The organism is Actinomyces sp. HMT 175 (assembly GCF_016694895.1).
GTDB lineage: Bacteria > Actinomycetota > Actinomycetes > Actinomycetales > Actinomycetaceae > Actinomyces > Actinomyces oris.
Map to the genome: position 1 here is coordinate 1,361,565 of NZ_CP068012.1, position 25,124 is coordinate 1,386,688.

Sequence of the window (25,124 nt, forward strand, 5' to 3'; positions counted from 1 at the left end):
CGCCCCTCACTCCTTGCGGGAGGAGTAGGCGGGCAGCTCGCCAGTGACCGGGGCGTCCTTGGTGTGCAGCTCGGAGTAGACGGACCAGAGCACGCTGATGAGCGGGACCGCGACGATCGCGCCGAGCAGGCCGGCGGCGTAGGTCCCCAAGGCGACACCGATGATGACCACCACAGGGTGCAGAGAGACCTGGCGACCCATGATGAGGGGCTGGAGAATGTGCCCCTCGATCTGGCCGATCCCGGCCACTCCCACGCCGACAACGATCATGGTGACAAAGCCGCCGGAGGCCAGGGCCACCACCATGGCCACGAGCATCGCCAGAGGTGCGCCGATGATCGGGATGAAGGCACCAATGAACACGAGCACCGCCAGGGGTGCTGCCAACGGGATCCCCACCAGCTGGAGGAAGATCCCGGCCATGATGGCGTCGGTGAGCGCCACCAGCACAGTGCCGCGGGCGTACCCGGCGAAGGTGTACCAGCCGGCGCCCGCAGCCCGGTGGGTCGACTCCCGCATTGTGGCAGGCAGCTCGTTGAGGAACCAGCGCCACATCCTGCCCCCGGAGGCCAGGAAGAAGATCGTGACGAACAGTGCCAGGGCCAGGACCGTGAGCACATCAACGACCGCACTGGCGTTGGACAGCAGCTCCGAGGCCAGGGACGGGGCATTGGACTGCAGATAGTGCTGCCCCTGGCGCAGCCAGAGCTGGAGCTGGTGATAGATCTGCTGCTGCGTCAGGTGCAGCGGCCCATTCTCCAGGAAGTCCATGATGGTGTTGAGGCCATCGCCGAACTGGGACGCGAGGGAGCTCCACTGGCTGGTGACCGAGGTGACCACGTACGTGACCAGTCCGGCGATCGCACCGATGGTGGTGAGAAGTGCCAGGAAGGTCGCCGGGTAGCGGGGCATGATCTTGGCGAAGAGGTTGACCATCGGCTGGAGGATCGAGGTGAACACCAGTGCCATGAACAGGCCGATGAAGACCGGGATCACCTGCGAGGTGGCGTAGAAGAGCAGGCCGATGACAATGATGATGCCCAGTCCCAGCCAGGCCCCCATGCCACCCCGCACCAGCCAGGCGGGCAGGGAGTCCATGACCGAGGAACGGGTCGTGACCGTCTCAGGGAAGGAGACCGAGGGAGCCACGCGCACATGAGTGGTGGACACCGGGGGAGCGGCCGGCCTGCTCTCCGCCTCCTCCGGAGTCGACTCCCAGTGCAGCTGGTAGTCGCGGTCCGCCTGCCTGCGCCTCTCCGCCCAGTCGATCCCCCGGTCCAGCGCCGTACGGGCGCTCTTGAGCCGGCTCAGCAAGCCACTGCTGCTGAGCGTCTCTCGGGCGGACTTCTTCCCCGAGCCGGGTCCCTGAACCGCCTGGTGGGAGTCGGAGCTCTGGGAGGACTCGGGAACCTCGGGCGGCGCGTCCTGCGTCGGCTCCTGTGACGGAGAGCTGTTGGTTGCCATGGGGTGAACGATCAGTCCTTCGCTGGATAACGGGCTGACGAAACACGCCCAGCCTACTAGCGTGGCCCCATGACCGCCCCGAATGTCGGCAATCCGACTCACCCCGCCGTGACGAACCAGCTGCGTCTGCCTCGCACCGCCGCGTTAGGGTCAGGACGGGGAGGACAGCAGAGGCTCCTCATCGACGCCCCAGCAGGGGCCGCAGAGATCTACCTCCACGGCGCCACCGTGACCTCCTGGGTGCCGCGCGGCGGCTCAGAGGTCATCTTCACCTCCCGGCAGGCGGTCTTCGACGGCGCTACCGCCATCCGTGGAGGAATCCCCCTGTGCCTGCCGGAGTTCGGGGTTGGCATCAACGGTGACGCCGTACCGAAGCACGGGTGGGCCCGTATCGCCCCCTGGCGGCTGCTGACAGTCACCAGCACCGACGGCGGCGGTGTCCGCGCTCTTCTCAGCGTCAGTCGCGACGGCCTGACAGCGCTTTACGAGGTCGAGGTCGGAGAGACGCTGCGCCTGGGACTCAGCCTGCGCAACGAGGGGAGTGAGCCCCGCACGGTGGAGGCGGCCGCGCACACCTATCTCTCAGTCCACGACGTCACCGCCAGCCGCATCAGCGGGCTCGAAGGCGCCCCTTACAGCGACAACCTGGCTCGCAGCCCGCAGGAGGCCCACCACGTCCAGGAGGGCGATGTGACGATCCATGGCCCCGTGGACCGCATCTATGACTCCGCCGAGCCGATTATCGTCACTGATCCCGGGCATCAGCGCATCATCGGCATCGACAAGCGCAACGCGCCCTCGACGATCGTGTGGAACCCCTGGTCCACGCACAGCGCCCCGCTGCCGGACATGGCCGACGACGAGTTCCCTGCGATGGTGTGCGTTGAAAGCGGGGCGGTACGAGAGCACGCGCCCACCATCGAGCCCGGGGCAAGCTGGTCCATGCAGGTGACCGTGAGCGTCGAGAACACCGCAGTGTGATGGGAAGCACTTGAACGTGGCTTGGTGGCCTCGGTGGCCGCCATGCTAAGTTTCTCTGCGTCGCCAGGACGAGGGCCTGGCCAGGCCGCTGAAAGGCGGAGGAGACAACACAAGTCCGAGTGGCGGAATAGGTAGACGCGCTAGCTTGAGGTGCTAGTGCCTTATTAAACGGGCGTGGGGGTTCAAGTCCCCCCTCGGACACCACCAACAGATGATCCCCGGAACCGGAAGGTTCCGGGGATCATTGCGTTGTCCTTCAGGGGGCTTCGCTCAGCCCCACTCGGGACGGTAGAGGTCAGGTTGGGAACGCATGCAGCACATGATGAGCGGAACGATCCCCAGTCCAATGAAGTAGAAAAGCAGGAACAGCTCTGACTTTCCGGTGTCATGGAGACGGCGGGCCGTCACTGCGAGCGCCGGGGTAATGAGTACGATCTCGTAGAAAAACAATAGACCTAAGATCACGTACACTGCTGCAGGTATGTCAGGAACGGGCGTCAGTGCTGACGGAGCACTGATGATGGTTATCAGCGTGTAGAGACCAGAGGGGATGACTATCTGGAGCAGTAGAAAGGGCCACCAGAACTCCGACTGGGAGGCGTATCCGCTGAACTGGGCGTAGCGCTGGAAGAAGCGCTTGACGGCCTCTCCCAAGCGCGCACGAGGAAGGGGGGCGACGTCAGGAGCCAATGACATGGGCCCGAACTGGTTGGGATCACCATATGGCGCCTGGTCGCCGTTGGGTGCGGGATCGGTTCCGTAGGACATGAATCCTCCATGTAAGGCGGGGAGAGGAGTGGTGGGTACCGTCATGGCTCAGAATACCCGTGCTGATGGGCTTTCTGGTGTCAGGTCGGCGCACGAGTCACATCCTAAGGGTGGAGGGGGCCCTTCCTATGCCGGGATACAGGGACACGGAATACCGGAAGAATATCAGCCTAAAATACTCGATCCCACCAAGCTGCCATGAGTCAGGCGGGGGTTCACTTTCTCCCCGAGCACTGCCAATGCAATGGTCCCCGGAACCAGGAGGTTCCGGGGACCATCTATTGTCCTTCAGGAGGCTTTACTTAGCTCCACTCGGGACGGTAGAGGTCGGGGCGGGACTCTGATGCCATCAGGATCAGGAACCAGACGGTGCCGACGCCGAACGGAATGAGCTGAATGAACCACCATGTTCCGGGCTTTCCCACATCGTGCAGGCGCCGCACCGTGAGGGCCAGGCCCGGGATTAATGTAGCTATCGAATAGGCGAAGGCGAGAAGCATGACGATGATCGCCCCGATACCCATACTGGTCTCGACATCGTCTGAGGAACCACCCAACGCTCCACCAAGACCAATGACCATGAACAGCAGGACGTAGATGCCAAGTCCGACGAGAGCGTTGAAGAGCGCAACCCACCAGTACTCGGAGCGGGACGCATATCCGCTGAACTGGGCGTAGCGCTGGAAGAAGCGCTTGACGGCCTCACCGAAGCTTGCGCCAGGCTGCGGGGCGATGTCGGGTGTCAGAGGTGGCGGGCCGAACTGTCCGAACTGGCTGGGGGCGCCGTAGGGAGCGGGACCACCGGGATAGGGTGCGGGACCGCCGTATGGCGCCTGGTCGCCATAGGGTGCGGGGCCGGTTCCGTAGGACATGAATCCTCCATGTAAGACGGGGCAGGGAGTAAACGGGTGCCGTCATGGTTGAGAGCACCCGGACTGATGCGCTTTCTGGTGTCAGATCGGCGTACGAGTCACAGCCTAAGGGCAGAGGGGAGGGCTCGTCACCTCGATTCCCTCCCGCTGCGGTGGGGAGTACTCCCTATACCAGGCCACGGAACACCTATGTCGGTAGAGTGAGCCCTCATGCACTCCGCCAGTTCACTGAGCAGCCCTCCAGGGACACGGCACAGTCCCGATCTGCTCCGTGCGCGCGCCGGGGTCTGTCTGGTGTTCCTGGCCAATGGCCTGGGATTCGCCAACCTGGTTCCGCGTTTCCCAGAGATTGTGGCGGGGCTGGGGCTGAGCAAGAGCGACTTCGGGCAGGCTGTGGCAGCAGCCAGCGTCGGTGCTCTGGTGGCGGGGCTGGCCGCGTCATGGCTCATCTCCCGCCTGACCTCGGCCAAGGTCGCCAGCCTGGGCATGCTCGTGGTGGCCCTGGCGCTCCTCGGAGCGGGGCTGGCCCGTTCATGGCTCGTCCTGGCGGTCTGCATGCTGGTTGTGGGCGGGACGGACTCCATTGTCGATGTCGCGCAGAACGCTCACGGACTGCGGGTCCAGCGCCGTTGGGGCGCCTCCATCGTGACGAGCTTCCACGCCTCGTGGTCGCTGGGGGCGGTCCTGGGGGCAGCCATGGGTCAGGCCATGGCCGGAGCCGGAGTGGGGCTGGGAACCCACATGGTGCTGACGGCGGTGGTGTTGCTCGTCCTCTCGGTAGGCCCCCTGCTCGCAGGCTGGTTCCTCCCCGGCCATGATCGTGATGATCGCACCCCCGATCAGAACAAGGAGCTCGACGACGCCCCCGAGATGAGGCCGGCGACATCGCCTCGTCGAGTCCGACCGGTCACGATCCTCGTGCTCTTCGTCGTCGGACTGCTATGCGCGGCCTCGATGTTCCCCGAAGACGTCGCCATGAACTGGTCCTCCCTGTTCCTGTTCGAACAGGGCGCCGGTGCCGGTCACGTCGGGCTGGGGCTGGTGGCCCTTCAAGGAACGATGATCGTGGGGCGCCTGGTGGGCGACCGCATCATCGACGCTGTCGGTCAGCGGGCCGTGATCGCCTGGGGCGGAGCACTGGTCACCCTCGGAATGAGTATCGCCCTCCTGGTCTCCTCCGTACCCGGGACACTGCTGGGGATGGCGATCTCCGGGGCGGGGTGCGCCGTCGCCGTCCCCGTGACCTACTCCGCCGCCGACGACGTTGAAGGGCTTCCTCCCGGGCTGGGACTGACCATCGTGTCCTGGCTGGCCCGTCTGGCGGGTCTCCTGGCGCCACCGGTTGTCGGCCGGCTCGCTGACGATCACGGACTGTAGGTGGCTCTGGCCTATGGCCTACTGGGAGGTCTCATCATGGTCTCCTGCTGGCCGGTCCTGCGCCGCAGGCCTGCGGTGAGTCAGCGGCGGGGCCGAGCTCAGAGCAGTCCTGCCTGATGGCGCAGCTCGCTGTCCTTCTTCCGAGTCCAGAGTCTGCCGATCGCGACGGTGGCGAGTGCCGCAGCGATAGCGACGAGTGCAAGGACCGAGTTCCATATCAGTGCGTGAGTGTGAGCATCCTGCGAGGAGGAGCCGGCCGAGAACGCAGTCTGATTCAGCATCACGGAGGCGAAGATGGCGAGAACAGCCACAACGAACTCAACCAGGAACACGATCGCAGCAAGGTTCCAGTAGCGCTCGCGCCGGCGCGCATAGCACCACGCGGGCAAGGAGGGAGCGTCGACATCCTCCCAGCTGAGTTCCCGCGGCTCTTCTCCTCCGGGCATCATGCGGGGATACGAGACGAGGAGCCGGTCGCACTGCTTGGAGGTGTGGGAGAGGAGCGCGCCGAAAACGCTGACGCCGAGGAGCAGGGGAATGAGCGTGAGCTGTCCGGCGGCTATGAACAGCAGGAAGATCACGATCCCCACGAGCAGGAAGACTGAGGCGAAGACGGTCATGCCGACCAGGGCGCGCCGCCCCTGCCTGACGCGCTTGTCGACATCGTAGGCATCCGGCCACGGGGGACCCATACGCCCGTCACGAGTGACGCCACGCGCGAGGGACCCTCCGTTCGGGTGCGTGATGAGATCTCGGCGCAGGCCCGCCTCAATGTCCAGGGGACGCGAGGATCCGGGCTCCTGCCCTGCCAGCTGGGTCAGAGTCTGACGCAACAGCCCCCACTGCTCCTCGGCCACGAACCTCGGAGTACGCAGGATCCAGGCGGCGCAAGCGCAGGTGACTGCAATGGTCAGCGTCACGAGGGTGAAGGCGCCGGAAAGAACCGTGAAGATCTTATGGGCACTGGCGAAGAGATCGCCCGGGGGTGCGGTGGAGGGGCTTCGGAGGAAGGAGATGGTGAGAATCAGGCCGGCTACTGCCAGCCCTAGCGAGGAGAAGGCCTGCAGCAGCCGCAGCAGCCCGCCCCCACCGAGCAGAACGGCCGACGCCGCCGTGCCCGGGTCATAGGCGGCGATGGCCTGGTCCACGGCTTGACGCACCTGCTGCTCACTCGCCGCACTGGCCGGAATGGTCAGACGCTCCTTGACGAGGGCAAGGCCGGTCGGAGACCCCAGGCCGGACTCGAAGCTCGGAATGTCATGGTGCTCCACGTAGCCGCGATGGGCCGAGTCGTAACTGCTGCTTGTCTGAATGCTCTCCACACGGGCGGGGACCCGCTGCTCGACCGTGATGACATCGCCGCGTCTGCGTACTCGGACCGAGGGCAGCATCCAGCGGGGGATGGCGGCACCATGGCGTTGGCTCTCAGGTGTGGATGCGGTAGTCACTCAGGCTCTTCTCGTCGGGAACGTCGCTCTCGAGCATAGGCCCATGAAATGACCTGAGGGAGGATTATGGGGATCTCATCAAGAGTCTGGTGGGGGAGAGGCGTTAGCATCAGCCTCCATGGACTCCTTTGAGATGACCGTTGCTGCTGACGGCGACCTGCCCGCTCTGGTCCTGTCGGTCCCCACCGGAGACGACCTCGACCGCATCACCGACATCTGTCAGGACGCGGACATTCAGGAGTGGACCTTCGTCCCCCGCAACTATCAGCGCAGTGACGCGCAGTTCTTCGTCGAGCAGGTCGTGGCTAAGGGCTGGAGCGAGGGACGCGAGCTCACCTGGGCGATCCGCGAGGCTGATGCCGGTGCCCCTCCGGACCTAGTGGGCATGCTCGGCATCACCCTGAGTGGCCCTGAGGGTGCGCGGACCGGTGAGGTCGGCTACTGGCTCGCTGCTGCGGCGCGCGGGCGCGGAACCATGACTCGCGCCGTCGCCGCCCTCATCGATACGGCCTTCGACCCAAGTGGCCCCCTGGCCCTGTCCGCTTTGCGGTGGCGCTGCGACATCCATGAGACGAGCCACGGCCCCGTGCCCAACTGGGCCTCCTGGAAGGTCGCCTGGTCCCTCGGCTTCCAGCGGGAGGGGCGAGTGCGCCGCTTCCTGCCCAATGACGGTCGGCTCCATGATGGCTGGATCGCCACCCTGCTGCCCGACGACCCGCGCGAGCCGCGAGCTCCCTGGGACGGCCCCGTTGAGACAGGCGGCGTGCTTCCCCTCGTGGCTCACGACGGCGTCGGAGAGAGGGAGGGTGACGACCCCGAGGCTCTGGTGCGCCGCTTCCACCACGTCTACGGACTTCCCGTCCAGACCGACGGCGCCAGCCTTGAGCGCGAGAGTCTCGACATGCGCATGAGTCTCATCGCCGAGGAGTTCTCCGAGCTCGTCGGCGCCGTCTACGGGCAGGCCGCACGCGCCGAGATCGAGTCGAGCTACCGTCGCGCCGTGGCCGCCGACGACGGTACTCGCGACACCGTCGAGACCGCCGACGCCCTGGCGGACCTCATCTACGTCATCTACGGCATGGCCCTGGAGACCGGGATCGACCTGGCATCCGTGCTCGCCGAGGTGCAGCGCTCCAACATGTCCAAGCTGGGTGCCGACGGCAAGCCGGTCTACCGCGAGGACGGCAAGGTCCTCAAGGGGCCGGACTACTTCCCTCCGAATGTGGAGGCTGTGCTGCGCCGTCGCCGCCTGCGCTGAGAGGAGCCCTGCGACGCGGCCATAACTATACTGTGCATGTAGTACAGTTCTGGCCGTGACTCGTACTCCTGGACTTCGCGCCTGGGCGGCCCTGGCCGTCCTGACCCTGGCCGTGACCCTGCTGGCCATCGACTCCACGGTGCTGGCTCTGGCCATCCCCTCGCTGAGTGCGGACCTGAGTCCAACGGCCAGCCAGCTGCTGTGGATCGGTGACATCTACTCCTTCACCCTGGCGGGTCTGCTGGTGACCATGGGCAATGTCGCCGACCGCATCGGTCGGCGACGCCTCCTGCTCATCGGGACGTTCGGCTTCGGAACGGCCAGCATCATGGCGGCCTTCGCTCCCAGCGCGGGAGCCCTTATCGCCGCCCGAGCCCTGCTGGGCGTCGGCGGTGCCACGATCATGCCCTCCACCCTCTCCCTCATCCGCAACATCTTCCCCGACGCCCGCCACCGCACCACCGCCATTGCGATCTGGTCCGCCGGCAGCTCGGGTGGCACCGCCCTGGGGCCCCTGGTGGGCGGAGTCCTGCTCGAGCGCTTCTGGTGGGGCAGCGTCTTCCTCATCAATGTCCCGGTCATGGCGGCCGTCATCGTCACGGGCCTGTGGCTCCTGCCGGAGTCCAAGAACGATCAGGGAGCCCCGGTGGACCTGGCCTCCGCGGTCCTGTCGGTCCTGGCCATCGTGCCTATCACCTACGCCGTCAAGTCCTTCGCGCACGACGGCCTCACCGTCGTTGCGATCGCGGCACTGGTGGGCGGTTTGGCCGCCGGCTGGCTGTTCATCAGGCGTCAGCGCACGCTGGCCACGCCGCTGATCGACGTCGAGCTCTTCCGGCGGCCCGCATTCACCTGGGCGATCGCGGCCACCGTCCTGGCGATCTTCGCGTTGGCCGGCCTGCTGTACTTCTTCTCCCAGTACCTCCAGCTCGTCCGGGGCTACTCCACACTCCGAGCCGGCTTGACTGAGCTGCCCGCGTCGCTGGCCTCCATCGTTGTGGTCGCGGTCGTCGCCGCGGTGGTGCGCCGGCTCGGCAACGGTCGGGCGCTCGGAAGCGGCCTGCTGGTGGCCGCGGTGGGGATGGTCGTGGTCGCGCTGGGGGAGTCCTACGGTGGGATCGTGGTCATCGGCGTCGGTCTGCTCGTCATCGGCGCAGGTATCGGCCTGGCCTTCACGGTCTCCACCGGAGCGGTCCTGGGAGCGGTGCCGGCGGACCGGGCAGGAGCGGCCTCGGCCATCTCCGAGACCGGTCTCGAGCTGGGTGTCGCCCTGGGGATCGCGGTGCTCGGCACGATTCAGGACGTCGGCTACCGGCTGCTGCTCGGACCCGCCCCCTCCAGTCTTCCGCAGCGGGTGGCCGAGGCCGCCGAGCAGTCCCTGGCCACCCTGGCGGGTGCCATCGACCTGAGCAACCCCGGGCAGGCCGAGCTGATGGTCCAGGCCCGGGAGGCGTTCACCTGCGCCATGCAGGCCACGGCCGTTATCGCCGCCGTCATCCTCCTGGGTGCGGGCGTCATGGCCGCCCGCCATGTTCCGGCCACGAGCGAGACGAGTGAGGAGTCCGCATGAGAACCTCGAAACGGGACCGCATCATCACCGGGGCGCTCGAGCTCGCCCACCGAGACGGCTTCGATGCCCTCACCTTCGACGCCCTGGCCGAGCACGTCGGACTGACTCGAGGCGGTGTCATCTACCACTTCCGCACCAAGACCGAGCTCTTGGAGGGGATCGCTGTGGCCTTCCAGGAACGGTGGCGGGCCGAGGCGCTGGAAGCACTGGGCAAGCCCCTGGAGGAGGCGAACCGCACCGAGCGCATCGAGGCCCTGGCGCGCTCCGTCCTCGATGGCGAGATCCTCCCCGGAGAGGTCAGCTTCATACTCTCGTCCACGCCGCAGGCCGAGACGATCAAGAACGCCTGGGACATGCTGCGTGACGAGTGGATCGGCGAGGTGGACGAGCTCAGCGCGATGCAGCGCGTGGCGCTGCTGGCCGTGGACGGATGGTGGGCGAACCGCGCTGTCGACAGCCGTAGCCGTAATCCCGATGAGCCCGCCATCGCCGAGCTCATCGTGTCCCTGGTGGCGGGAAACCCGCCCGACGAGAAGCTCTGCAAGCCCTCCAATAAGGACCAATGACCCACGAATGTCTGCAGGTTGTGCTTGAGATGCCCTGGGCTCATGGCACGATGGGCCCATGAGCGAGACCACCGACGGCACCGACCTCCCGGAGTCGAACGTCTTCGCCAAGCCATGGCCGCTCGATCTCGGCCTGCCCGGCTTCACAGCCGTGGACCATGCCGACATCGAACCGGCCATCCGCGCCGGGATGGCTGCCGAGCGCCAGGAGTGGGAGGCGATCGCCACCAACGAGGACGCACCCACGATCGCCAACACCGTCGACGCGTTGGAGCGATCCGGCGAGCTGCTGGAGCGGGCGCTGACGGTGCTGGACGCTCTGACCTCCGCCACCGACTGCCCGGACCTCGATGAGCTTGAGGAGGCCCTGGCCCCCGAGCTGGCGGCCCACTCCGACGCCTATCACCTCGACTCCCGTCTCTACCGACGCTTCAAGGCGCTCGACGAGCTCGTGTCCCAAGCCCCTGAGGGGCAGGCCGCGCGCGACGCCGACGGCGCCGTCATCGGTGCTGAGGCCGCCCGCCTCATCCGCCTGACCGTCGAGGAGTTCGAACGTAACGGCGTCGGCCTGGACGAAGCGGATACGCAGGCGCTCAAGGAGATCAACGCCCGCGTCAACGCGCTCAAGATGCGCTTCTCCGTCCTGGTCACCGAGGCCATGCATACCGCCGGGGTCACGAATGTCACGGTGCCGCCGGCCCTGGCCACCACCCGGCCCCACGGCGCCAGGCTCGCCCTGCTGGAGACCTCCATGAGCCGGGGGCTGGGGGAGCAGGGCGCCTTCGGCGACACTCGCGGCATCGTTCTGGAACTCGCCCGGCTGCGCGCTGAGCGGGCCGTCCTCCTGGGCTTCCCGCACCACGCCGCCCTCGTGGCCGCGGAGTCGGCCGCCCGCACCACCGAGGCGGTCTCAGAGCTGCTCGCCCGGCTCACTGCGCCGGCCATGGACAACGCCCGCGCTGACGCTCAGGTCTACGCCGCCCGCATGGACCTGGACCCGCAGACCCAGGCCGGTGAGACCTTCGGGCCCGCCGACTGGCCCCTCTACGAGGCCGCTGAGCGCAAGGAGCGCTTCGGCGTCGACGACGAGGTGCTGGCCCCCTACCTGGAGCTGTGGAGCGTGGTCACCAAGGGGGTCTTCTACGCCGCCAACCGCCTCTACGGCATCACCTTCCACGAGCGCGAGGACCTGGCCGAGCACATGTACGCCCCGGGCGTGAAGGTCTGGGAGGTGCGCGACGGTGAGGACGCCCAGGCGCCGGTCCTGGGTCTGTTCGTCGGCGACTACTACGCCCGGGCGGGCAAGTCCGGCGGCGCCTGGATGGACAGCCTCGTCACCGGCTCAACGCTCACCGGCCGCAAGCCGGTCGTCATCAACTGTTGCAATATCGAGCAGCCCACCTCCGGCCGGGTCCTGCTGACCTGGGATGAGGTCGTTACGTGCTTCCACGAGTTCGGGCACGCTCTGCATGCCCTGTTCTCCCAGGCCCGCTACCCCTCGGCCTCCGGAACGGCCGTGCCCCGCGACGTTGTCGAGTTCCCCAGCCAGGTCAACGAGAAGTGGGCGCTTCACCCCGAGGTGCTGTCCTCCTACGCGCGCCACGTGGATACCGGCGAGCCCATGCCCTCCGACCTCGCCGAGCAGCTGCGCGGCCAGGGCACCTTCGGCCAGGGCTACGCCACCACCGAGTACTTGGGGGCGGCTCTGCTCGACCAGGCCTGGCACACCCTGGCCCCCGACGAGGTCCCCGGAGACGTTGCCGAGGTGGAGGACTTCGAGCACCGGGCCCTGGCCCAGGCCGGAGTCGATGACGCGCTCGTGCCTCCCCGCTACCGCTCCACCTACTTCTCCCACGTCTTCGCCGGGGGCTACAGCGCCGCCTACTACGCCTACATCTGGAGCGAGGTCATGGACGCCGATGCCATCGAGTGGTTCACCACTGACGGCGCGATCGACGGCGACCTCGGCCTGAATCGTCGGGCCGGAGAGATCTTCCGTCGCGAGTTCCTCTCCCGCGGCGACTGTCGAGACCCCCTGGTCTCCTATCGGGCCTTCACTGGGCGTGAACCCGGCATCCTGCCTCTTCTTCAACGTCGCGGACTTGCCTGACGGGCGCAGTTCGCTTCTTCACCCTCTCATCACCGGAAGGAACACAATATGGCTCGCGTCACCATCGTCGGCGGTGGATACGGTGGCATCACCGCCGCCAAGGCCCTCGACGACGTCGCCGAGGTCACCCTCGTGGAGCAGAAGGACGCCTTCGTCAGCCACGCCGCGGCGCTGCGCGCTGCGGTCGACCGTGACTGGGCGGAGAAGATCTTCCTGCCCTACGACAAGCTCCTCACCAACGGGCGCGTCATTCACGGAACGGCGCTGACCGTGCGAGGCACCACCGTCGAGGTCTCCGGTCACGGGCAGATCGAGGCCGACTACCTGGTGCTGGCCACCGGGACCGCCTACCCCTTCCCCGCCAAGCACATGGAGTCCTCCTCCGTCATCGCCAAGGCCCGTATCGAGCGCGTCCACTCCAACCTCGAGCAGTCCTCGCGAGTGCTCATCGTGGGCGCCGGCGCCGTCGGCATCGAGCTGGCCGGTGAGATCACCTCGGCCTTCCCGCAGGTCAAGGTGACCATGCTGGAGGCCGCCGACAGGATTCTGCCCGCCGGTGACTACAAGCCGGAGATTCGTGAGGCCATCGCCGACCAGCTCACCCAGCGCGGAGTGGAGATCCTCACCGGTGACTCCCTCAGCTTCCTGCCCCCGGTCGACGTCGGTGTGCTCTCTCCCTTCCGGGTCACCACCCAGGGCGGGCGCCAGCTCGAGGCCGACATGTGGTTCCGTGCCTACGGCTCGGCGGCCGCCACCGGATTCCTCAGCGAGGACTATGACGAGGTGCGCCACTACGACGGCACGATCCGCGTCGACGAGTACCTGCGCGTGGTGGACCACCCCGGTGTCTGGGCCATCGGAGACATCACCGACGTGCGCGAGTCCAAGCGCGCCGACGCCGCCCGCGCCCATGCCCGAGTGGTCGCCAGCAACATCGCCGACATGATCGCGGGCCGCGAGCCCTCCGCGACCTACACGCCCGGAACCGAGCGGATCATCCTGCCCCTGGGGCCCGACGGCGGTGCCTCCCAGATCCTGCGCGACGGTGTGCGCGTCGTCGTCGGCCCCGAGGAGACCAGCAAGATCAAGGGAGAGGACCTCTTCCTGGGCTTCATCCGTCAGGAGCTGGGAGTCGAGTCGGAGGCCTGATCGGGTCGACGTGGCCGGGCAACGCCGTTCGCCTGTGCGCTGCGCGGGGGATAGCCGGTAGTGTGTCCCACATGACGAACGATCCGCGGTCCGCACTCAACCGACTCATTGCCGCCTTCGAGGCGCACCTGGATGCTGCCGCGACCGGTGACGAGCTCTCCCCGGCCGTGGTCGCGGCCGAGAACGCCCTCCAGGACGCCTTCTTCACCTACGACGACTCGCTGTTCACCGCATACGGCATCGAGCTCCCCTTCGAGGCCTTCGACTCCGATGGCGACGATGAGGACGACGATGACGATGATGAGGACTACGACGACGGCGAGTACGACGAGGATGACGACGACTACGACGACAGCGATGATGAGGATGATGAGGACTACGACGACGAGGACTGACTGAGGTCCCTGACTGGACGGACGACGTTCCTCAGCCCATCTCTCGGCGGTGGGGCCCACGCGAACTGCGTGGGCCCCACCGCTTTGTCCTGGGTATGATACGGTTAAATACCGTAGGTAAGCCTTCCCTCAGTAGTTGTGTGCCTGTGACCCGTCCTCGGTTGTCGCCCACGAAGATAGGAATCCTGATGCCCATGTCTCCGTCCCGCCGTCAGCTGCTCTCCACGACCGCGGCCACAGCCGGTCTGCTGGCTCTGTCCGCCTGTGGTTCGAAGTCCTCGAGCTCGTCAGGCACCGGGGCCGGCGCCGCCTCTGCCGGATCGAGCGCAGAGGCGGTGACGTACCCGGTCACCGTGAAGCATGCCCAAGGGGAGACCACGATCAAGGCGGCGCCCCAGCGCGTCGTCGTTCTCGACTACGGTGTCCTGGACTCCATGGCCGCACTGGGCCTGGCCGACCTCGTCGTCGGCATCCCCAAGACCGGTGGCAACCTGCCCAAGTCCCTGTCCCAGTTCCAGGACGATAAGTACAAGGATATGGGCGGCCTCAAGGAGCCCAAGCAGGAGGCCATCGCCGAGGTCGGGCCGGACCTGGTGATCGTGGCGAACCGGACCGCCAAGTCCTATGAGGACTTCTCAAGCAAGTTCACCACCATTGACATGACTGTCAAGCCGCAGGGTGCGAGTGCGACGGCGGCCGCGAGCCCCGATCAGGGTGGCCAGGGCGGTAACGGGGACAAGGGCAAGAAGAACGAGCCCTCCGCGTCGATGACGGAGATCCTCACCAGCCACTCCACGATCCTCGGCTCGATCTTCGGAAAGAAGAGCGCGGCGCAGGCCAAGGTCAAGGAGTTCACCGATGCTGCCGCTCAGGTGGCCACGGTGGCCAAGAACGCCGGCAAGGGCCTGTGCCTTCTCACCACCGGCGGCAAAGTGAGTGCCTTCGGCAAGGGCTCCCGCTTTGACGTCATCTTTGACGAGTTCGGTGTCACCCCCGCTGTTGAGAACATCGAGGCGGCGACCCACGGCGAGGCCGTCTCCTTCGAGTTCATCGGGCAGGCCAACCCTGATGTCCTCTTCGTCCTGGACCGCGACGCCACCATCGGGCAAGAGGGCTCCTCGGCCAAGGAGATTCTCGACAACGAGCTGGTCACCGCCACCAATGCCTGGAAGAACAACAAGGTCTACTACCTTGACGGCCCCGACTGGTACCTCCTGGGCGCCGGATTCGGAGTCAGTCTGCGCATGGCCAAGGAGATCAAGGGCGATTTGTCCGCATGAGCCCCAGGAACCCCGTTGCGGCCTGGGGGCGCAGGTCGCAACGGTCAGGCCTGTCGCTCCTGGTCGGTGGTCTTCTGCTTCTGCTCGTCCTGGGACTGGTGTCGGTGTGTATCGGAGTGGCAGACTTCGATCCGGTGGACCTGGTTCGCACCGGTTCGCAGGGCCGCTCCATGCGCCTCTTCATGGTCTCGAGAGTGCCGCGCACCCTGGCGGCCGTGCTCGCCGGTTCGGGCATCGCTGTGGCGGGCGCCGTCATGCAGATGAGTGTGCGCAACCGTTTCGTGTCCCCGACCACGGCAGGCACGACTCAGTTCGCCGTCGTCGGGCTGCTGCTTGTGGCTCTCTTCGCACCGGGCACCAGTGTTCTGGCGAAGATGCTGGTGGCCTCGGCATGCGCGGTAGCGGGCTCGGCAGTCTTCCTGTGGCTCCTGCGACTGCTGCCCCACCGGCGCACGTCCGATGACGTCACGGTCCCCCTGATCGGCCTCATGCTCGGTGGCGTGGTCGGAGCGGGTACCACCTTCGTGGCCTGGCGCTACGACCTGCTGCAGTCACTAGGTTCCTGGACGGCCGGCGACCTGTCCCGGGTGCTGGCCGGCCGCTATGAGCTGCTCTGGCTGGTGGCGCTCATCGTCCTGCTGCTCTATCTCGCCGCCGACCGCCTCACTGTGGCGAGCCTTGGGGCGGAGACGGCCACCGGGCTCGGGCTGAGCTATCACCGCACCATCAACCTCACGATCATGGCCGCAGCCGTCATGACGGCGGTCAGCGTCGTCGTGGTCGGGAGCCTGCCGTTCCTCGGGCTCGTGGTACCCAACATCGTCTCCCGGCTCATGGGGGACAATCTGCGCCGGAGTCTTCCGATCATTGCCGTCGGTGGTGCTGTTCTGACGCTGGGGTGCGACGTCGTCGGACGCGTGGTTCGCTACCCCTACGAGGTTCCGCTGTCCGTCATCATGGGGGTCGTCGGCGCCGGCGTCTTCACCGTGCTTATCCTGCGAGGAGTGGAACGTGGCTGACGCGCTGTCCGGACGTCGTCGCCGGGAGAACCGGCGTTCCATCCTCCGCCTGGTGGTCGTCCTGCTCCTGGTGCTGGTGGCCAGCGGCGTCTTCCTGGTCATCAACGCCTTCGACCCGCTTCTGGTCCTGCCCTACCGGTTGCCCTCCCTCGGGGCGATGCTGTGTGTGGGATGGGCCAGTGGCGTGTCCACCGTCATGTTCCAGACGGTCACCGGCAACCGGATCCTCACGCCCTCCGTGCTCGGTCTGGATGCGCTCTACGCCCTGCTGCAGGTGGTTCTTCTTCTCGTGCTGGGGGCGGCGGGACTCTCCTCGCTGCCGGACCTGGGTGCTTTCGTCCTGACGCTTCTGGTGATGATCGGTGTGTCCGTGGCACTCATGGGGGCCGTGCTCGGTGCCAGGCGCTCGGTGACCACTCTGGTGCTGCTGGGCATCGTGCTGGGAACCTTCCTGCGCTCTGGGACCACTTTCATCCAGCGGCTCCTGGATCCCAATGACTTCCTCATCCTTCAGGACCGGCTCTTCGCCTCCTTCGGCTCGATCAACCCCGATCTGCTGGTGCTCTCGCTGGTCCTGACCGCCGCCGTGTCGATTCTGGCGATCCGGGAGCTGCGGGCGCTCGACGTCGTGGCTCTCGGGCCTGATATCGCCACCGCACTCGGAGTCGATCACCGTCGTATCAGCCGGCGCGTGATGGTCATGGTGGCCGTGCTGGTATCCGTGTCCACGGCCCTGGTCGGGCCGATCATGTTCCTGGGCCTCCTCGTTGCCCACCTGGCCTACTGGGCCGCCGGTACCAACCGTCATGTGGTCACCGTGCCCATGGCGGCACTCGTCGCCATGCTCGTCCTGGTGACCGGACAGACAGTGCTGGCTCATGTCCTGGACGCCGACAACGTCCTGTCCGTCATCATCGAGTTCCTCGGCGGGCTCACCCTCATCGCCCTCATCATCAGCTCCAGGAGACGTTCATGATCGCAGTTCGTAGCCTTGCCAAGTCCTACGGTGAGCGTCAGGTGCTCTCCGACGTCAACCTCGACCTGCCGGCCGGCGGAGTCATCGGGCTGGTTGGTGCCAACGGGGCCGGTAAGTCAACGCTGTTGTCCGTGATCGCCAGACTCCTGGGAGCCGACGCCGGCACGGTGGAAGTCGGTGGTCTGAACGTCGCCACCGCCCCGGGACGCCAGCTCGCCACCGTTCTGTCCGTCCTCAAGCAGGACAACCATCTCGCCGTGCGACTGACTGTGCGTGACCTCGTGGGATTCGGCCGCTATCCGCACAACCGGGGACGTCCCACCGAGTACGATGAGACGATCGTCGACCAGGCCCTGGAGTGGATGGACCTGACAGAGCTGGCCGACCGCTACCTCGACGAGATGTCCGGCGGGCAGCGCCAGCGGGCCTTCGTCGCCATGGTGCTGGCCCAGGAGACTCCCTATATGCTCCTGGACGAGCCCCTCAACAACCTGGACATGGTCCACTCGGTAGCCATGATGCGTCGTCTACGCGCTGCCGCCCACGAGCTCGAGCGCACGGTCGTGGTTGTCATGCATGACATCAATATGGCTGCTGCATGGTCGGACCGGATCGTCGCCATGCGTGAGGGCCGGGTCGTCCTTCAAGGAACCCCCGAGGAGACCATGACCCGGGAGTGTCTGAGTGAGGTCTTCGGCATGGATGTACCGGTCCATGAGATCGACGGCAGGCGCATCGCCCTCGTCTGGGGCTGATACTCGCCAGGGGCCGCTTCACAGCAGCGCCGGGAGCTTTAGAAGCGCTCGGGGTAGCCGAGCTGGACGGAGGTGACCTCGTCCAAGGCGTGTCGGATCTGAACCGGAAGCTCCAGGTCGTCTGCCGACAGCACGCCCTGGAGCTGAGCCGGAGTGCGGGCACCCACAATGGTTGAGGCGATCCCGGGGGCATCGCGGGCCCAAGCGAGTGCGACCTCGGCCGGCTTACGGTCCAGGCCCGAGGCGGCAGTGGCCACGGCCTCAACCACACCCCGGTGCGCCTCGCCCAGGTAGGGGGACACGTAGGAGCGCAGGTGCGGGGAGGCGGCCCGTGAGTCCGGTGGAATCGTCGCCCGGTACTTGCCGGTGAGCACGCCCCGACCCAGGGGGGCGTAGCCGAGGATGCCGAAGCCCAGGGCCTGCGAGGCGGGCCGCAGCTCGCGCTCGATACCTCGGGAGAGCAGTGAGTGCTCCACCTCGACGGCCGCCAGCCCCGGACCCCGGCCGCACTCGCTGAGCAGATCATGTATGCGCACCGAAGCCCACGCGGGGTGGTTGGCGATGCCCACGTACCGGGTGCGCCCGGAGGAGACGGCCAGGCTCAGTGCGTGGGCCGTCTCCTCCAGGGAGGTGCTGGAATCGGGCACCTGGACCAGCAGGAGGTCCAGATGATCGGTGCCCAGACGGGCCAGGCTGGTGTCGAGCGTGTCCAGCAGCGAGCCGCGGGAGGCGTCAGCCACCGAGGGCCGCTCCCCGGTTCGCCAGGTGCGCACACCGGCCTTGGAGACCAGGACGAGGTCCTGGCGATCCACGTGCTCGCGCAGGAGCATGCCGATCACCTCCTCGCTGACGCCCTCGCCGTAGGAGGCGGCGGTGTCCACGAGCGTGCCCCCGGCATCGAGGAAGATGTCGAGCTGTTCCTTGGCCTCGAGCTCATCGGTGTCCCGGCCCCAGGTCATCGTGCCCAGGCCCACGGAGGACACACGCAGGCCGGTCCGGCCGAGTCTCCTGTGCTCCATAGGCCTAACCGTAGCGGCTCGGCCTACTTGCGTACGGTGATGGTCCAGGCCGCGTCGCCGGTGCGCTCGAACTCGGTGACGGTGTAGCCGTTGTCGGCGGCCCAAGCCGGCAGTGTCTGAGTCCCCTGGGTGCAGTCGAAGCCGATGACGAGCTCGTCGCCGACGCTGAGCTCCTCCATGGCCTCTTCGGCCTCGATGACGGGGAAGGGGCAGACCTGACCGGTGGTCTCCAGAACAGTGCGCATGAGTGACTCCTTGAAGTGATGTGATGGGGGTTCGGGGGCGGTTGGGGCAGCGAGATGGTTGCGGGGGTTCTGGCGAGGCCTCAGACGGTAGCGGGCACGCGCGAGGCTGCCCGTTCGGCGCGACGACGCTGCCGGGGACGGATGAGGAGGAACCAGGCGGCCACCCCGACCCCCAGCACCTGGAAGACCAGTGCGATCCAGCCCTGCCATGACAGGAGCGAGGTCTGCACCAGGGCGTTGCCAATGGAGCAGCCACCAGCCCAGACGGCGCCGATCCCCATGAGGATACCGCCGGCGATGGAGCGCTGGATGACCTGGGCGCTGGGCACGCGGACACGGAACTCGCCAGAGGCCTTGGCCGCGAGGAAGGAGCCGAGCAGGATGCCCAGGACCAGGAGCACGCCCCAGTCGAGTCGCTTGACGTCCCCGGTGACGATGAGGTTCACCAGGTTCGACGACGGCGTCGTGATCCCGAGCCCGTCCGGGCGCCCCGAGGCCCAGGATGTGGGCCAGGCGATGACGGCGACGACGCCCACGAGGAATCCGGTGGCCAGAGGGTTCCACTGCTTCTCCAGCAGCAGGTGAGCCAGGCCCGTGCGCTGGGCGGGCAGCTGGATCTGAGCGGGACGGCTGCGCTCCAGGACGATGAAGCGGTGCACAATGAGCCCGGTGACGGCGGCCAGGATGACGACGCCGCCCCAGCTCGGCAGACCGATGGTGGCCGGGATGGTGGTCAGGTTGGTGACCCACAGTCCTTTGACCCAGCTCGTCACCCCTGACAGGAGTCCCGTCTTCGACGCGGCCGCTGTGGTGGCATAGGCCACGAGCGCGAACCAGGAGCCGACCAGGCCCTCGCCGGCGCGGTAGTAGGTCCCGGTGGCGCAGCCGCCGGCCAGGACGATTCCGACTCCGAACAGGAAGGAGCCGGCAACGGTGGCAACCACCGACAGCTTGGGGATCTCAGGGGTGATGGAGCCTGCTGAGGTCAGGACGGCGACTCCGACCGCCTGAACGGCGATGGCCAGCAGGAAGGCTGTGAACCAGCGCCAGGAGCGGGAGACCCACAGGTCCCGGAAGGCGCCGGTGATGCAGAAACGGCCCCGTTGGAGGATGAAACCGAGGACGGCTCCAACGATGAGCCCAGTGAGGATGGTGGGTGACGGCACGGTGCGGTCCTTGTCCGGCTGCTGCTGTCAGGTGCAAGCAGCCTGTGTGGGGACCGGTGACGCAGCACAGGTGGAAAGACAGAGACAGGCCACGTCATCCGGTGGGGGAGTGAGGTGGAGGCCTGGCTGGACGTGGCTGATGGGGCGCCGTCTCAGGGGCGCCGGGAGCCGGGGAGAACGATCTGTCTGAGACCGCCTCAGAACGCCCGAACCAGGCAGCGCATACACATGCCGGCTCCGCGCGAGGCGGTGCGGGCTGCGTGGGCCTGGAGGACGTTCATGTGCTTCTCCATGGGGATCTGGGAAGTGCGTGGCGACGGTTGTCAGCCGTCATGGACTGTAATCGACGGCCTCTGGCCGTGGCAATTCCTGAACAATGGCCGAGATCAGGCAGCGGTGCGGCGTGCGGTCAGGAGGCGGGCGATCCCGTCATCGGGCACCTGCGGTGTGGTGCCGCCGAAGAGCGGGCACTGGGCCTGGAAGGCGCACCAGTCGCAAAGCCGGGAGCGGCGGGGGTGGAAGGAGCCGTTGCGAGCGCAGTCCTCGACCTCGTCCCACAGGTGCGCCAGGCGCGTCTCGGTGCGTTCCAGCTCGGCCAGGCGAGGATCGTGAGTCAGGATCCGTCCGTCCTTGAGATAGACCAGCTGGAGACGGGCCGGCGCCCGCCCGCGCAGGCGCCACAGCACCAGCGCGTAGAAGCGCATCTGGAACAGCGCCTCCTCCATGAAACGCGTGCCGGGGCTGCGCCCGGTCTTGTAGTCGACCACTCTCATGGCGCCGTCGGGTGCCACGTCCAGACGGTCCACGAAGCCTCGCAGGAGCAGGCCGTCTCCGGTCTCAGTCTGGACGAAGAGCTCGCGCTCGGCCGGCTCCAGGCGCTGGGGGTTCTCCAGGGTGAAGTAGGTGCGAATGAGTCTGCGGGCCTCCTCCAGCCAGGTCTCCACGTGGTCGGCGTCCTCGAACAGGTCCACGACCTCCGGGTTCTTCTCGCGGTGGGATGCCCACTGGCTGGGCAGGAGCTCGAGGGCCGCCTGTGGGAGGCGTTCCGAGGCCGGAAGATCGTAGAGACGCTCCAGTACGCCGTGGACCACGGTGCCCTTGTGCGTCGCCAGCGAACCGGGCTCGGGAAGGCGGTCGACCGTGCGCAGACGGAACATGAGCGGGCACTGCATGAAGTCCTTGGCCCGAGAGGGGGACAGGGCCGCGCGGCGTCCGCCGCCCGCGCCCGCTCCCGGACGGCCACTGGCACCCGGACCGGTGGGCCTGACGCAGGTCTGAGGCGATGAGCTGGATGCGGTGAGCGGCTCGTGGGGCATGGGGACGACGCTACCGCGAGGAGGTGACGCGGCGTCGGATCTGGCCGGAGGGCGCGGCCTTCCTCCACAGGCCGCACCCGCGGGGAGAGACATCCGCGGCTGTGGCCGCCGAGTGGATGCGGCACCCCGCTGCCGACGGCGTTAGGCTCGCGCCCATGCCTGCCTCCACATCGACCGGCGAGTGGGTGGTCGCCCGCGTCGGCGGCGCCCCCGTCGTCATCTCACCGACCTCTCTTCTGCTCGGCCTGCTCATCGCGGGCAGCTGGTACCCGCTGGTCTCCTCGGCCCTGGGTACCTTCGGGACCACGACGGTGCTGCTGGTGGTGGTCTCCACGGTTCTGGGCGTTGCGGTCTCGGTGCTGCTGCATGAGCTGGCCCACGGGCTGTCTGGAACTCTCATGGGCAGGCGACCCACCCGTTACGAGCTCTACCTGTGGGGCGGGCGAACATCCTTCGGGCCGGCACGCGAGTGGACCGCGTGGAAGGACCTGGTCACCTCCCTGTCAGGACCTGCCACCAACCTGCTCATCTGGGGCATCGGAACGTGGGCACAGAACTCCGTCAGTCTGCCGGTTCCCGTCGCCTTCACCATATGGGCCGTGACCCTGGTCAACCTGGCCCTGGCCATCTTCAACGCCCTGCCGGGTCTTCCCCTCGACGGCGGCTACGCCCTAGCCGCGCTCGTGGTCCAGGTGACCGGCAACCGCAGACTCGGTCTCAAAGTGGCCGGCTGGGGCGGGCTGGCGGTGGTTGGCGGTGTCGTGTGGTGGTGGATCCTGCGCCCACTCGTGCTTGACGGTCGCCAGCCCGACGCCTTCAACCTCATCCTGGTTCTCATGGTGGGCTGGTCGATCGTGACCTCCAGCTGGCAGGTCCTCGAGCTCGGGGGAGGAGCCAGGGCCGCCTCGAAGCTGGACCTGCGCGAGCTGGCCAGGCCCCTGCACGTCGTCGGACCCGACACGCCTGTGTCCCAGGTGCGTGAAGCGCTGGCGCAAGGAGCCGCACTCGTCCTCGTCACTGACGGGCCCGAGCTGGTGGGCACGATCGATGCGGCCGCCCTCAAGGAGCTCGGGCTGTCGGACGCAGCAAGCTCAACCCCTACGCTCGGGGTGAGCGCCAGGCAGATCTGCACGGTGCTGCCGGCCGCGGCGGTGACCACCGACCTGACCGGCCAGGAGGCCGCCGACGCCATGAAACGAGCCCGGGAGGTCTCCCGCTGGCTGGTGCTCGTGGAGGCCGGGAGCCTGGCCGGTGCGGTCCCCACCGGCGCGCGCTGAGAGGCAGCGGTAACTGAGGTGACCACGACGACCAAGCCGCCCGACCAGGTCACCGGAACATGATGCCCACCGGCTCCGACACCACTGAAAGTGCTAACCTTCACAGAGGATGAAATGCCTCCGGGCATCGGAATCAGCGTCATCTTTGAAGGTGAAACCATGAGCGACGTCAACCCTCAGGACCTCTCTCAAGAGATTCTGGCTGCGCCGGCCAAGGCATCGATCTTCCTCACGGTGACAGTACGCAGCGGGGGCGAGTCCGTCGTCATCGATCTGCTGACTGCTGTGTCCGGGCTGACCCGGGCCGTTGGTTTCCGTTACCCCGAGACGATGCTCAGCTGCGTCGTCGGTATTGGGGCAGGCATGTGGGATCGTCTCTTCGACGTACCTCGTCCCGAGTACCTGCACGATTTTGAGGCACTTCAGGGAGGAAAGCACAGTGCCCCCTCGACGCCGGGAGACCTGTTCTTCCACCTGCGCGCCTCAACTCTCGACATGTGCTTCGAGTTGGCGCGCCAGATCATGCGCCGACTGGGCCCTGCGGTCAGTACCTACGATGAGGTTCACGCCTTCCGCTACCTCGATAATCGGGACCCTCTGGGCTTCGTCGACGGCACTGAGAGTCCGCGGGGGCAGGCGGCCGTTGCCGCGGCGCTCATCAACGAGGGCGCGTGGGCGGGCGGCAGCTACATCATTGAGCAGAAGTACGTCCACAACCTCACCGCTTGGGACTCATTGAGTGTCGAGGAGCAGGAACGCGTCATCGGTCGCACCAAGCTCGATGACACCCAGCTCCCCGATGATGAGCAGCCCACCAACAGCCACGTCACCATGAACACCATTGAGGACGCCGACGGTAACGAGCTCCAGATCGTGCGTGACAATCTGGCCTTCGGTGAGGCCTCTGGGGAGCAGGGCACGTTCTTCATGAGCTACGCAGCAGACCCACGCGTCACTGAGCTCATGCTCCGGCGTATGTTCCTGGGGGAGCCCGAGGGCAACTACGACCGCATCCTTGATTTCTCCACGCCCCTGACAGGATGTCTCTTCTTCGCTCCGCCGGCCGCCTTCCTCGACGACGCCGACCAGTACGCGAGGCCTTCTGTCCGACCTGAGGCGGGACCGCAGGACCCGACCCAGCCCGCCACTGAGCTGAGCGCCGCCAAGGACCTAGGGTTCAACGCATCGTCTGAGGCGCCGCGTGACCAGACACCAGATGACCACAGCAATGGTGCGGGTTCCACTGCCGCACCGTCCGATGGATCCCTCGGGATCGGAAACCTGAAAGGCCGAGTATGAACAATCTGCATCGTCAGCTGGCCCCCATCTCCGAGGCTGCGTGGGGTGAGATCGACCAAGAGGCGCGGCGCACCTTCATCCGCTGGATCGCTGGACGACGCGTCGTCGACGTCGTTGGACCCGACGGAGAGGAACTCGCGGCAGTACGCACCGGTCACCAGGTATGTGTGGACACCCCCTTCGAAGGCGTCCAGGCCCACCAGCGTCAGGTCCGCCAGATCGTCGAGCTGAGGGTTCCCTTCCGGGTCAGCCGCGAGGCCGTCGACGCCGTCGACCGCGGAGCCCAGGACTCCGACTGGCAGCCTGTGAAGGACGCCGTTGCTCAGATCGCCAGGGCCGAGGACGGCATTGTCTTCGACGGGCTGGCGAGCGCAGGCATCGAGGGACTGGTTCCCTCAAGCTCCAACCCTGCCGTATCGCTCCCACAGCCGAAGGATCTTCCTGACGCCGTTGCCGCTGCCCTCAAGGAGCTCCGCCTCGCCGGAGTCGAAGGCCCCTACGCCCTCCTGCTCTCCGCCGAGCTGTGGACCGCCGTCGCGGAGACCACTGATGACGGTTACCCCATTCGCAAGCACATCGATCGTCTCTTGGAAGGTGAGGTCCTGTGGGCTCCCGCCATCCAGGGAGCTGTCCTGCTGAGCACGCGGGGCGGCGACTACGAGCTGCACCTCGGCCAGGACCTCTCCATCGGATATCTCTCACACGATGCCGAGTCGATCGAGCTCTATCTCCAAGAGACGCTCACATTCCTCCCGTACACCTCTGAGGCGAGTGTCGTGCTGTCGCACTGAGGTCGCACACCGGTCCTACACTC

At 66.9% G+C, this 25,124-nt stretch carries 22 protein-coding genes, 1 tRNA gene and 1 pseudogene; 16 read left to right on the forward strand and 8 right to left on the reverse strand.

Annotated features, from left to right (window positions below; all coding sequences use genetic code 11):
• Positions 1–6: 6 nt before the first annotated feature.
• Positions 7–1,464: an AI-2E family transporter gene (locus JJJ14_RS05835; RefSeq protein ID WP_201444949.1), complete on the reverse strand. Its 1,458-nt coding sequence runs from the start codon at positions 1,462–1,464 to the stop codon at positions 7–9.
• Between the two features lie 69 nt (positions 1,465–1,533).
• On the opposite strand from JJJ14_RS05835, the gene JJJ14_RS05840 reads away from it, so the two are divergent.
• Positions 1,534–2,445: a D-hexose-6-phosphate mutarotase gene (locus JJJ14_RS05840; RefSeq protein ID WP_201444950.1), complete on the forward strand. Its 912-nt coding sequence runs from the start codon at positions 1,534–1,536 to the stop codon at positions 2,443–2,445.
• Positions 2,446–2,558: 113 nt separating this feature from the next.
• Positions 2,559–2,649 (forward strand) — tRNA-Leu (locus tag JJJ14_RS05845).
• A gap of 66 nt (positions 2,650–2,715) precedes the next feature.
• On the opposite strand, the gene JJJ14_RS05850 is transcribed toward JJJ14_RS05845, so the two are convergent.
• Both JJJ14_RS05850 and JJJ14_RS05855 read right to left on the reverse strand, forming a co-directional pair.
• Complete coding sequence (locus JJJ14_RS05850; protein WP_201444951.1) at positions 2,716–3,213, reverse strand: DUF805 domain-containing protein; 498 nt, start codon at positions 3,211–3,213, stop codon at positions 2,716–2,718.
• A 302-nt stretch (positions 3,214–3,515) separates the two neighbouring features.
• On the reverse strand, positions 3,516–4,085 hold the full coding sequence (locus JJJ14_RS05855; RefSeq protein WP_201444952.1) for a DUF805 domain-containing protein: 570 nt from the start codon (positions 4,083–4,085) through the stop codon (positions 3,516–3,518).
• A gap of 210 nt (positions 4,086–4,295) precedes the next feature.
• On the opposite strand from JJJ14_RS05855, the pseudogene JJJ14_RS05860 reads away from it, so the two are divergent.
• A pseudogene (locus JJJ14_RS05860) lies at positions 4,296–5,579 on the forward strand (MFS transporter).
• On the opposite strand, the gene JJJ14_RS05865 reads toward JJJ14_RS05860, so the two are convergent.
• Complete coding sequence (locus JJJ14_RS05865; protein WP_201444953.1) at positions 5,561–6,910, reverse strand: hypothetical protein; 1,350 nt, start codon at positions 6,908–6,910, stop codon at positions 5,561–5,563. The pseudogene JJJ14_RS05860 and the gene JJJ14_RS05865 overlap by 19 nt on opposite strands.
• Before the next feature lie 118 nt (positions 6,911–7,028).
• Here JJJ14_RS05865 and JJJ14_RS05870 point away from each other — a divergent pair, with 118 nt between their 5' ends.
• The 10 genes from JJJ14_RS05870 to JJJ14_RS05915 all read left to right on the forward strand — a co-directional run bounded on the left by JJJ14_RS05870 (position 7,029) and on the right by JJJ14_RS05915 (position 17,988).
• Positions 7,029–8,168, forward strand: coding sequence for a bifunctional GNAT family N-acetyltransferase/nucleoside triphosphate pyrophosphohydrolase family protein (locus JJJ14_RS05870; RefSeq protein ID WP_101558245.1), 1,140 nt, complete (start codon positions 7,029–7,031; stop codon positions 8,166–8,168).
• A 55-nt stretch (positions 8,169–8,223) separates the two neighbouring features.
• Complete coding sequence (locus JJJ14_RS05875) at positions 8,224–9,738, forward strand: MFS transporter (RefSeq protein ID WP_201444954.1); 1,515 nt, start codon at positions 8,224–8,226, stop codon at positions 9,736–9,738.
• Complete coding sequence (locus JJJ14_RS05880) at positions 9,735–10,304, forward strand: TetR/AcrR family transcriptional regulator (RefSeq protein WP_101558244.1); 570 nt, start codon at positions 9,735–9,737, stop codon at positions 10,302–10,304. Before JJJ14_RS05875 ends, JJJ14_RS05880 begins: the two co-directional genes overlap by 4 nt.
• Positions 10,305–10,362: 58 nt before the next feature.
• Positions 10,363–12,414, forward strand: coding sequence for a M3 family metallopeptidase (locus JJJ14_RS05885; RefSeq protein WP_201444955.1), 2,052 nt, complete (start codon positions 10,363–10,365; stop codon positions 12,412–12,414).
• 48 nt (positions 12,415–12,462) lie between these two features.
• Entirely contained in the window at positions 12,463–13,563 is a 1,101-nt protein-coding gene (locus tag JJJ14_RS05890; protein ID WP_201444956.1) for an NAD(P)/FAD-dependent oxidoreductase, read from the forward strand.
• A 71-nt stretch (positions 13,564–13,634) separates the two neighbouring features.
• Complete coding sequence (locus JJJ14_RS05895; protein WP_201444957.1) at positions 13,635–13,958, forward strand: DNA primase; 324 nt, start codon at positions 13,635–13,637, stop codon at positions 13,956–13,958.
• 188 nt (positions 13,959–14,146) lie between these two features.
• Entirely contained in the window at positions 14,147–15,238 is a 1,092-nt protein-coding gene (locus JJJ14_RS05900; protein ID WP_185989473.1) for a siderophore ABC transporter substrate-binding protein, read from the forward strand.
• Positions 15,235–16,257 (forward strand): ABC transporter permease, encoded by a 1,023-nt coding sequence (locus JJJ14_RS05905; RefSeq protein WP_201444958.1) that lies wholly within the window; start codon positions 15,235–15,237, stop codon positions 16,255–16,257. Before JJJ14_RS05900 ends, JJJ14_RS05905 begins: the two co-directional genes overlap by 4 nt.
• Positions 16,250–17,233, forward strand: coding sequence for an iron chelate uptake ABC transporter family permease subunit (locus JJJ14_RS05910; protein ID WP_201444959.1), 984 nt, complete (start codon positions 16,250–16,252; stop codon positions 17,231–17,233). Before JJJ14_RS05905 ends, JJJ14_RS05910 begins: the two co-directional genes overlap by 8 nt.
• A complete protein-coding gene (locus JJJ14_RS05915) occupies positions 17,230–17,988 on the forward strand; it encodes an iron ABC transporter ATP-binding protein (protein ID WP_201444960.1) in 759 nt (252 codons plus the stop codon). The genes JJJ14_RS05910 and JJJ14_RS05915 overlap by 4 nt, the downstream gene beginning before the upstream one ends.
• Before the next feature lie 38 nt (positions 17,989–18,026).
• Here the strand turns inward: JJJ14_RS05915 and JJJ14_RS05920 are convergent, their stop codons facing one another.
• From JJJ14_RS05920 to JJJ14_RS05935, 4 genes are all read right to left on the reverse strand, one after another.
• The gene (locus JJJ14_RS05920; RefSeq protein WP_201444961.1) at positions 18,027–19,007 is read right to left on the reverse strand and encodes an aldo/keto reductase; all 981 of its coding nucleotides are present in this window, start codon (positions 19,005–19,007) and stop codon (positions 18,027–18,029) included.
• A 23-nt stretch (positions 19,008–19,030) separates the two neighbouring features.
• Positions 19,031–19,252 (reverse strand): sulfurtransferase TusA family protein, encoded by a 222-nt coding sequence (locus JJJ14_RS05925; RefSeq protein WP_010615135.1) that lies wholly within the window; start codon positions 19,250–19,252, stop codon positions 19,031–19,033.
• A gap of 80 nt (positions 19,253–19,332) precedes the next feature.
• Positions 19,333–20,418 (reverse strand): YeeE/YedE family protein, encoded by a 1,086-nt coding sequence (locus tag JJJ14_RS05930; protein ID WP_201444962.1) that lies wholly within the window; start codon positions 20,416–20,418, stop codon positions 19,333–19,335.
• Between the two features lie 386 nt (positions 20,419–20,804).
• Positions 20,805–21,734 (reverse strand): RecB family exonuclease, encoded by a 930-nt coding sequence (locus JJJ14_RS05935; RefSeq protein ID WP_236592925.1) that lies wholly within the window; start codon positions 21,732–21,734, stop codon positions 20,805–20,807.
• Between the two features lie 155 nt (positions 21,735–21,889).
• Between JJJ14_RS05935 and JJJ14_RS05940 the strand changes: the two genes are divergently transcribed.
• The 3 genes from JJJ14_RS05940 (at position 21,890) to JJJ14_RS05950 (ending at position 25,101) form a co-directional block, all read left to right on the forward strand.
• Complete coding sequence (locus tag JJJ14_RS05940) at positions 21,890–23,011, forward strand: CBS domain-containing protein (protein WP_201444963.1); 1,122 nt, start codon at positions 21,890–21,892, stop codon at positions 23,009–23,011.
• A 159-nt stretch (positions 23,012–23,170) separates the two neighbouring features.
• Positions 23,171–24,310 carry a Dyp-type peroxidase gene (locus JJJ14_RS05945; RefSeq protein ID WP_201444964.1) on the forward strand — a complete coding sequence of 380 codons (1,140 nt, stop codon included), beginning with the start codon at positions 23,171–23,173 and terminating at the stop codon, positions 24,308–24,310.
• The gene (locus JJJ14_RS05950) at positions 24,307–25,101 is read left to right on the forward strand and encodes a family 1 encapsulin nanocompartment shell protein (RefSeq protein WP_101558234.1); all 795 of its coding nucleotides are present in this window, start codon (positions 24,307–24,309) and stop codon (positions 25,099–25,101) included. Before JJJ14_RS05945 ends, JJJ14_RS05950 begins: the two co-directional genes overlap by 4 nt.
• Positions 25,102–25,124: the final 23 nt, after the last annotated feature.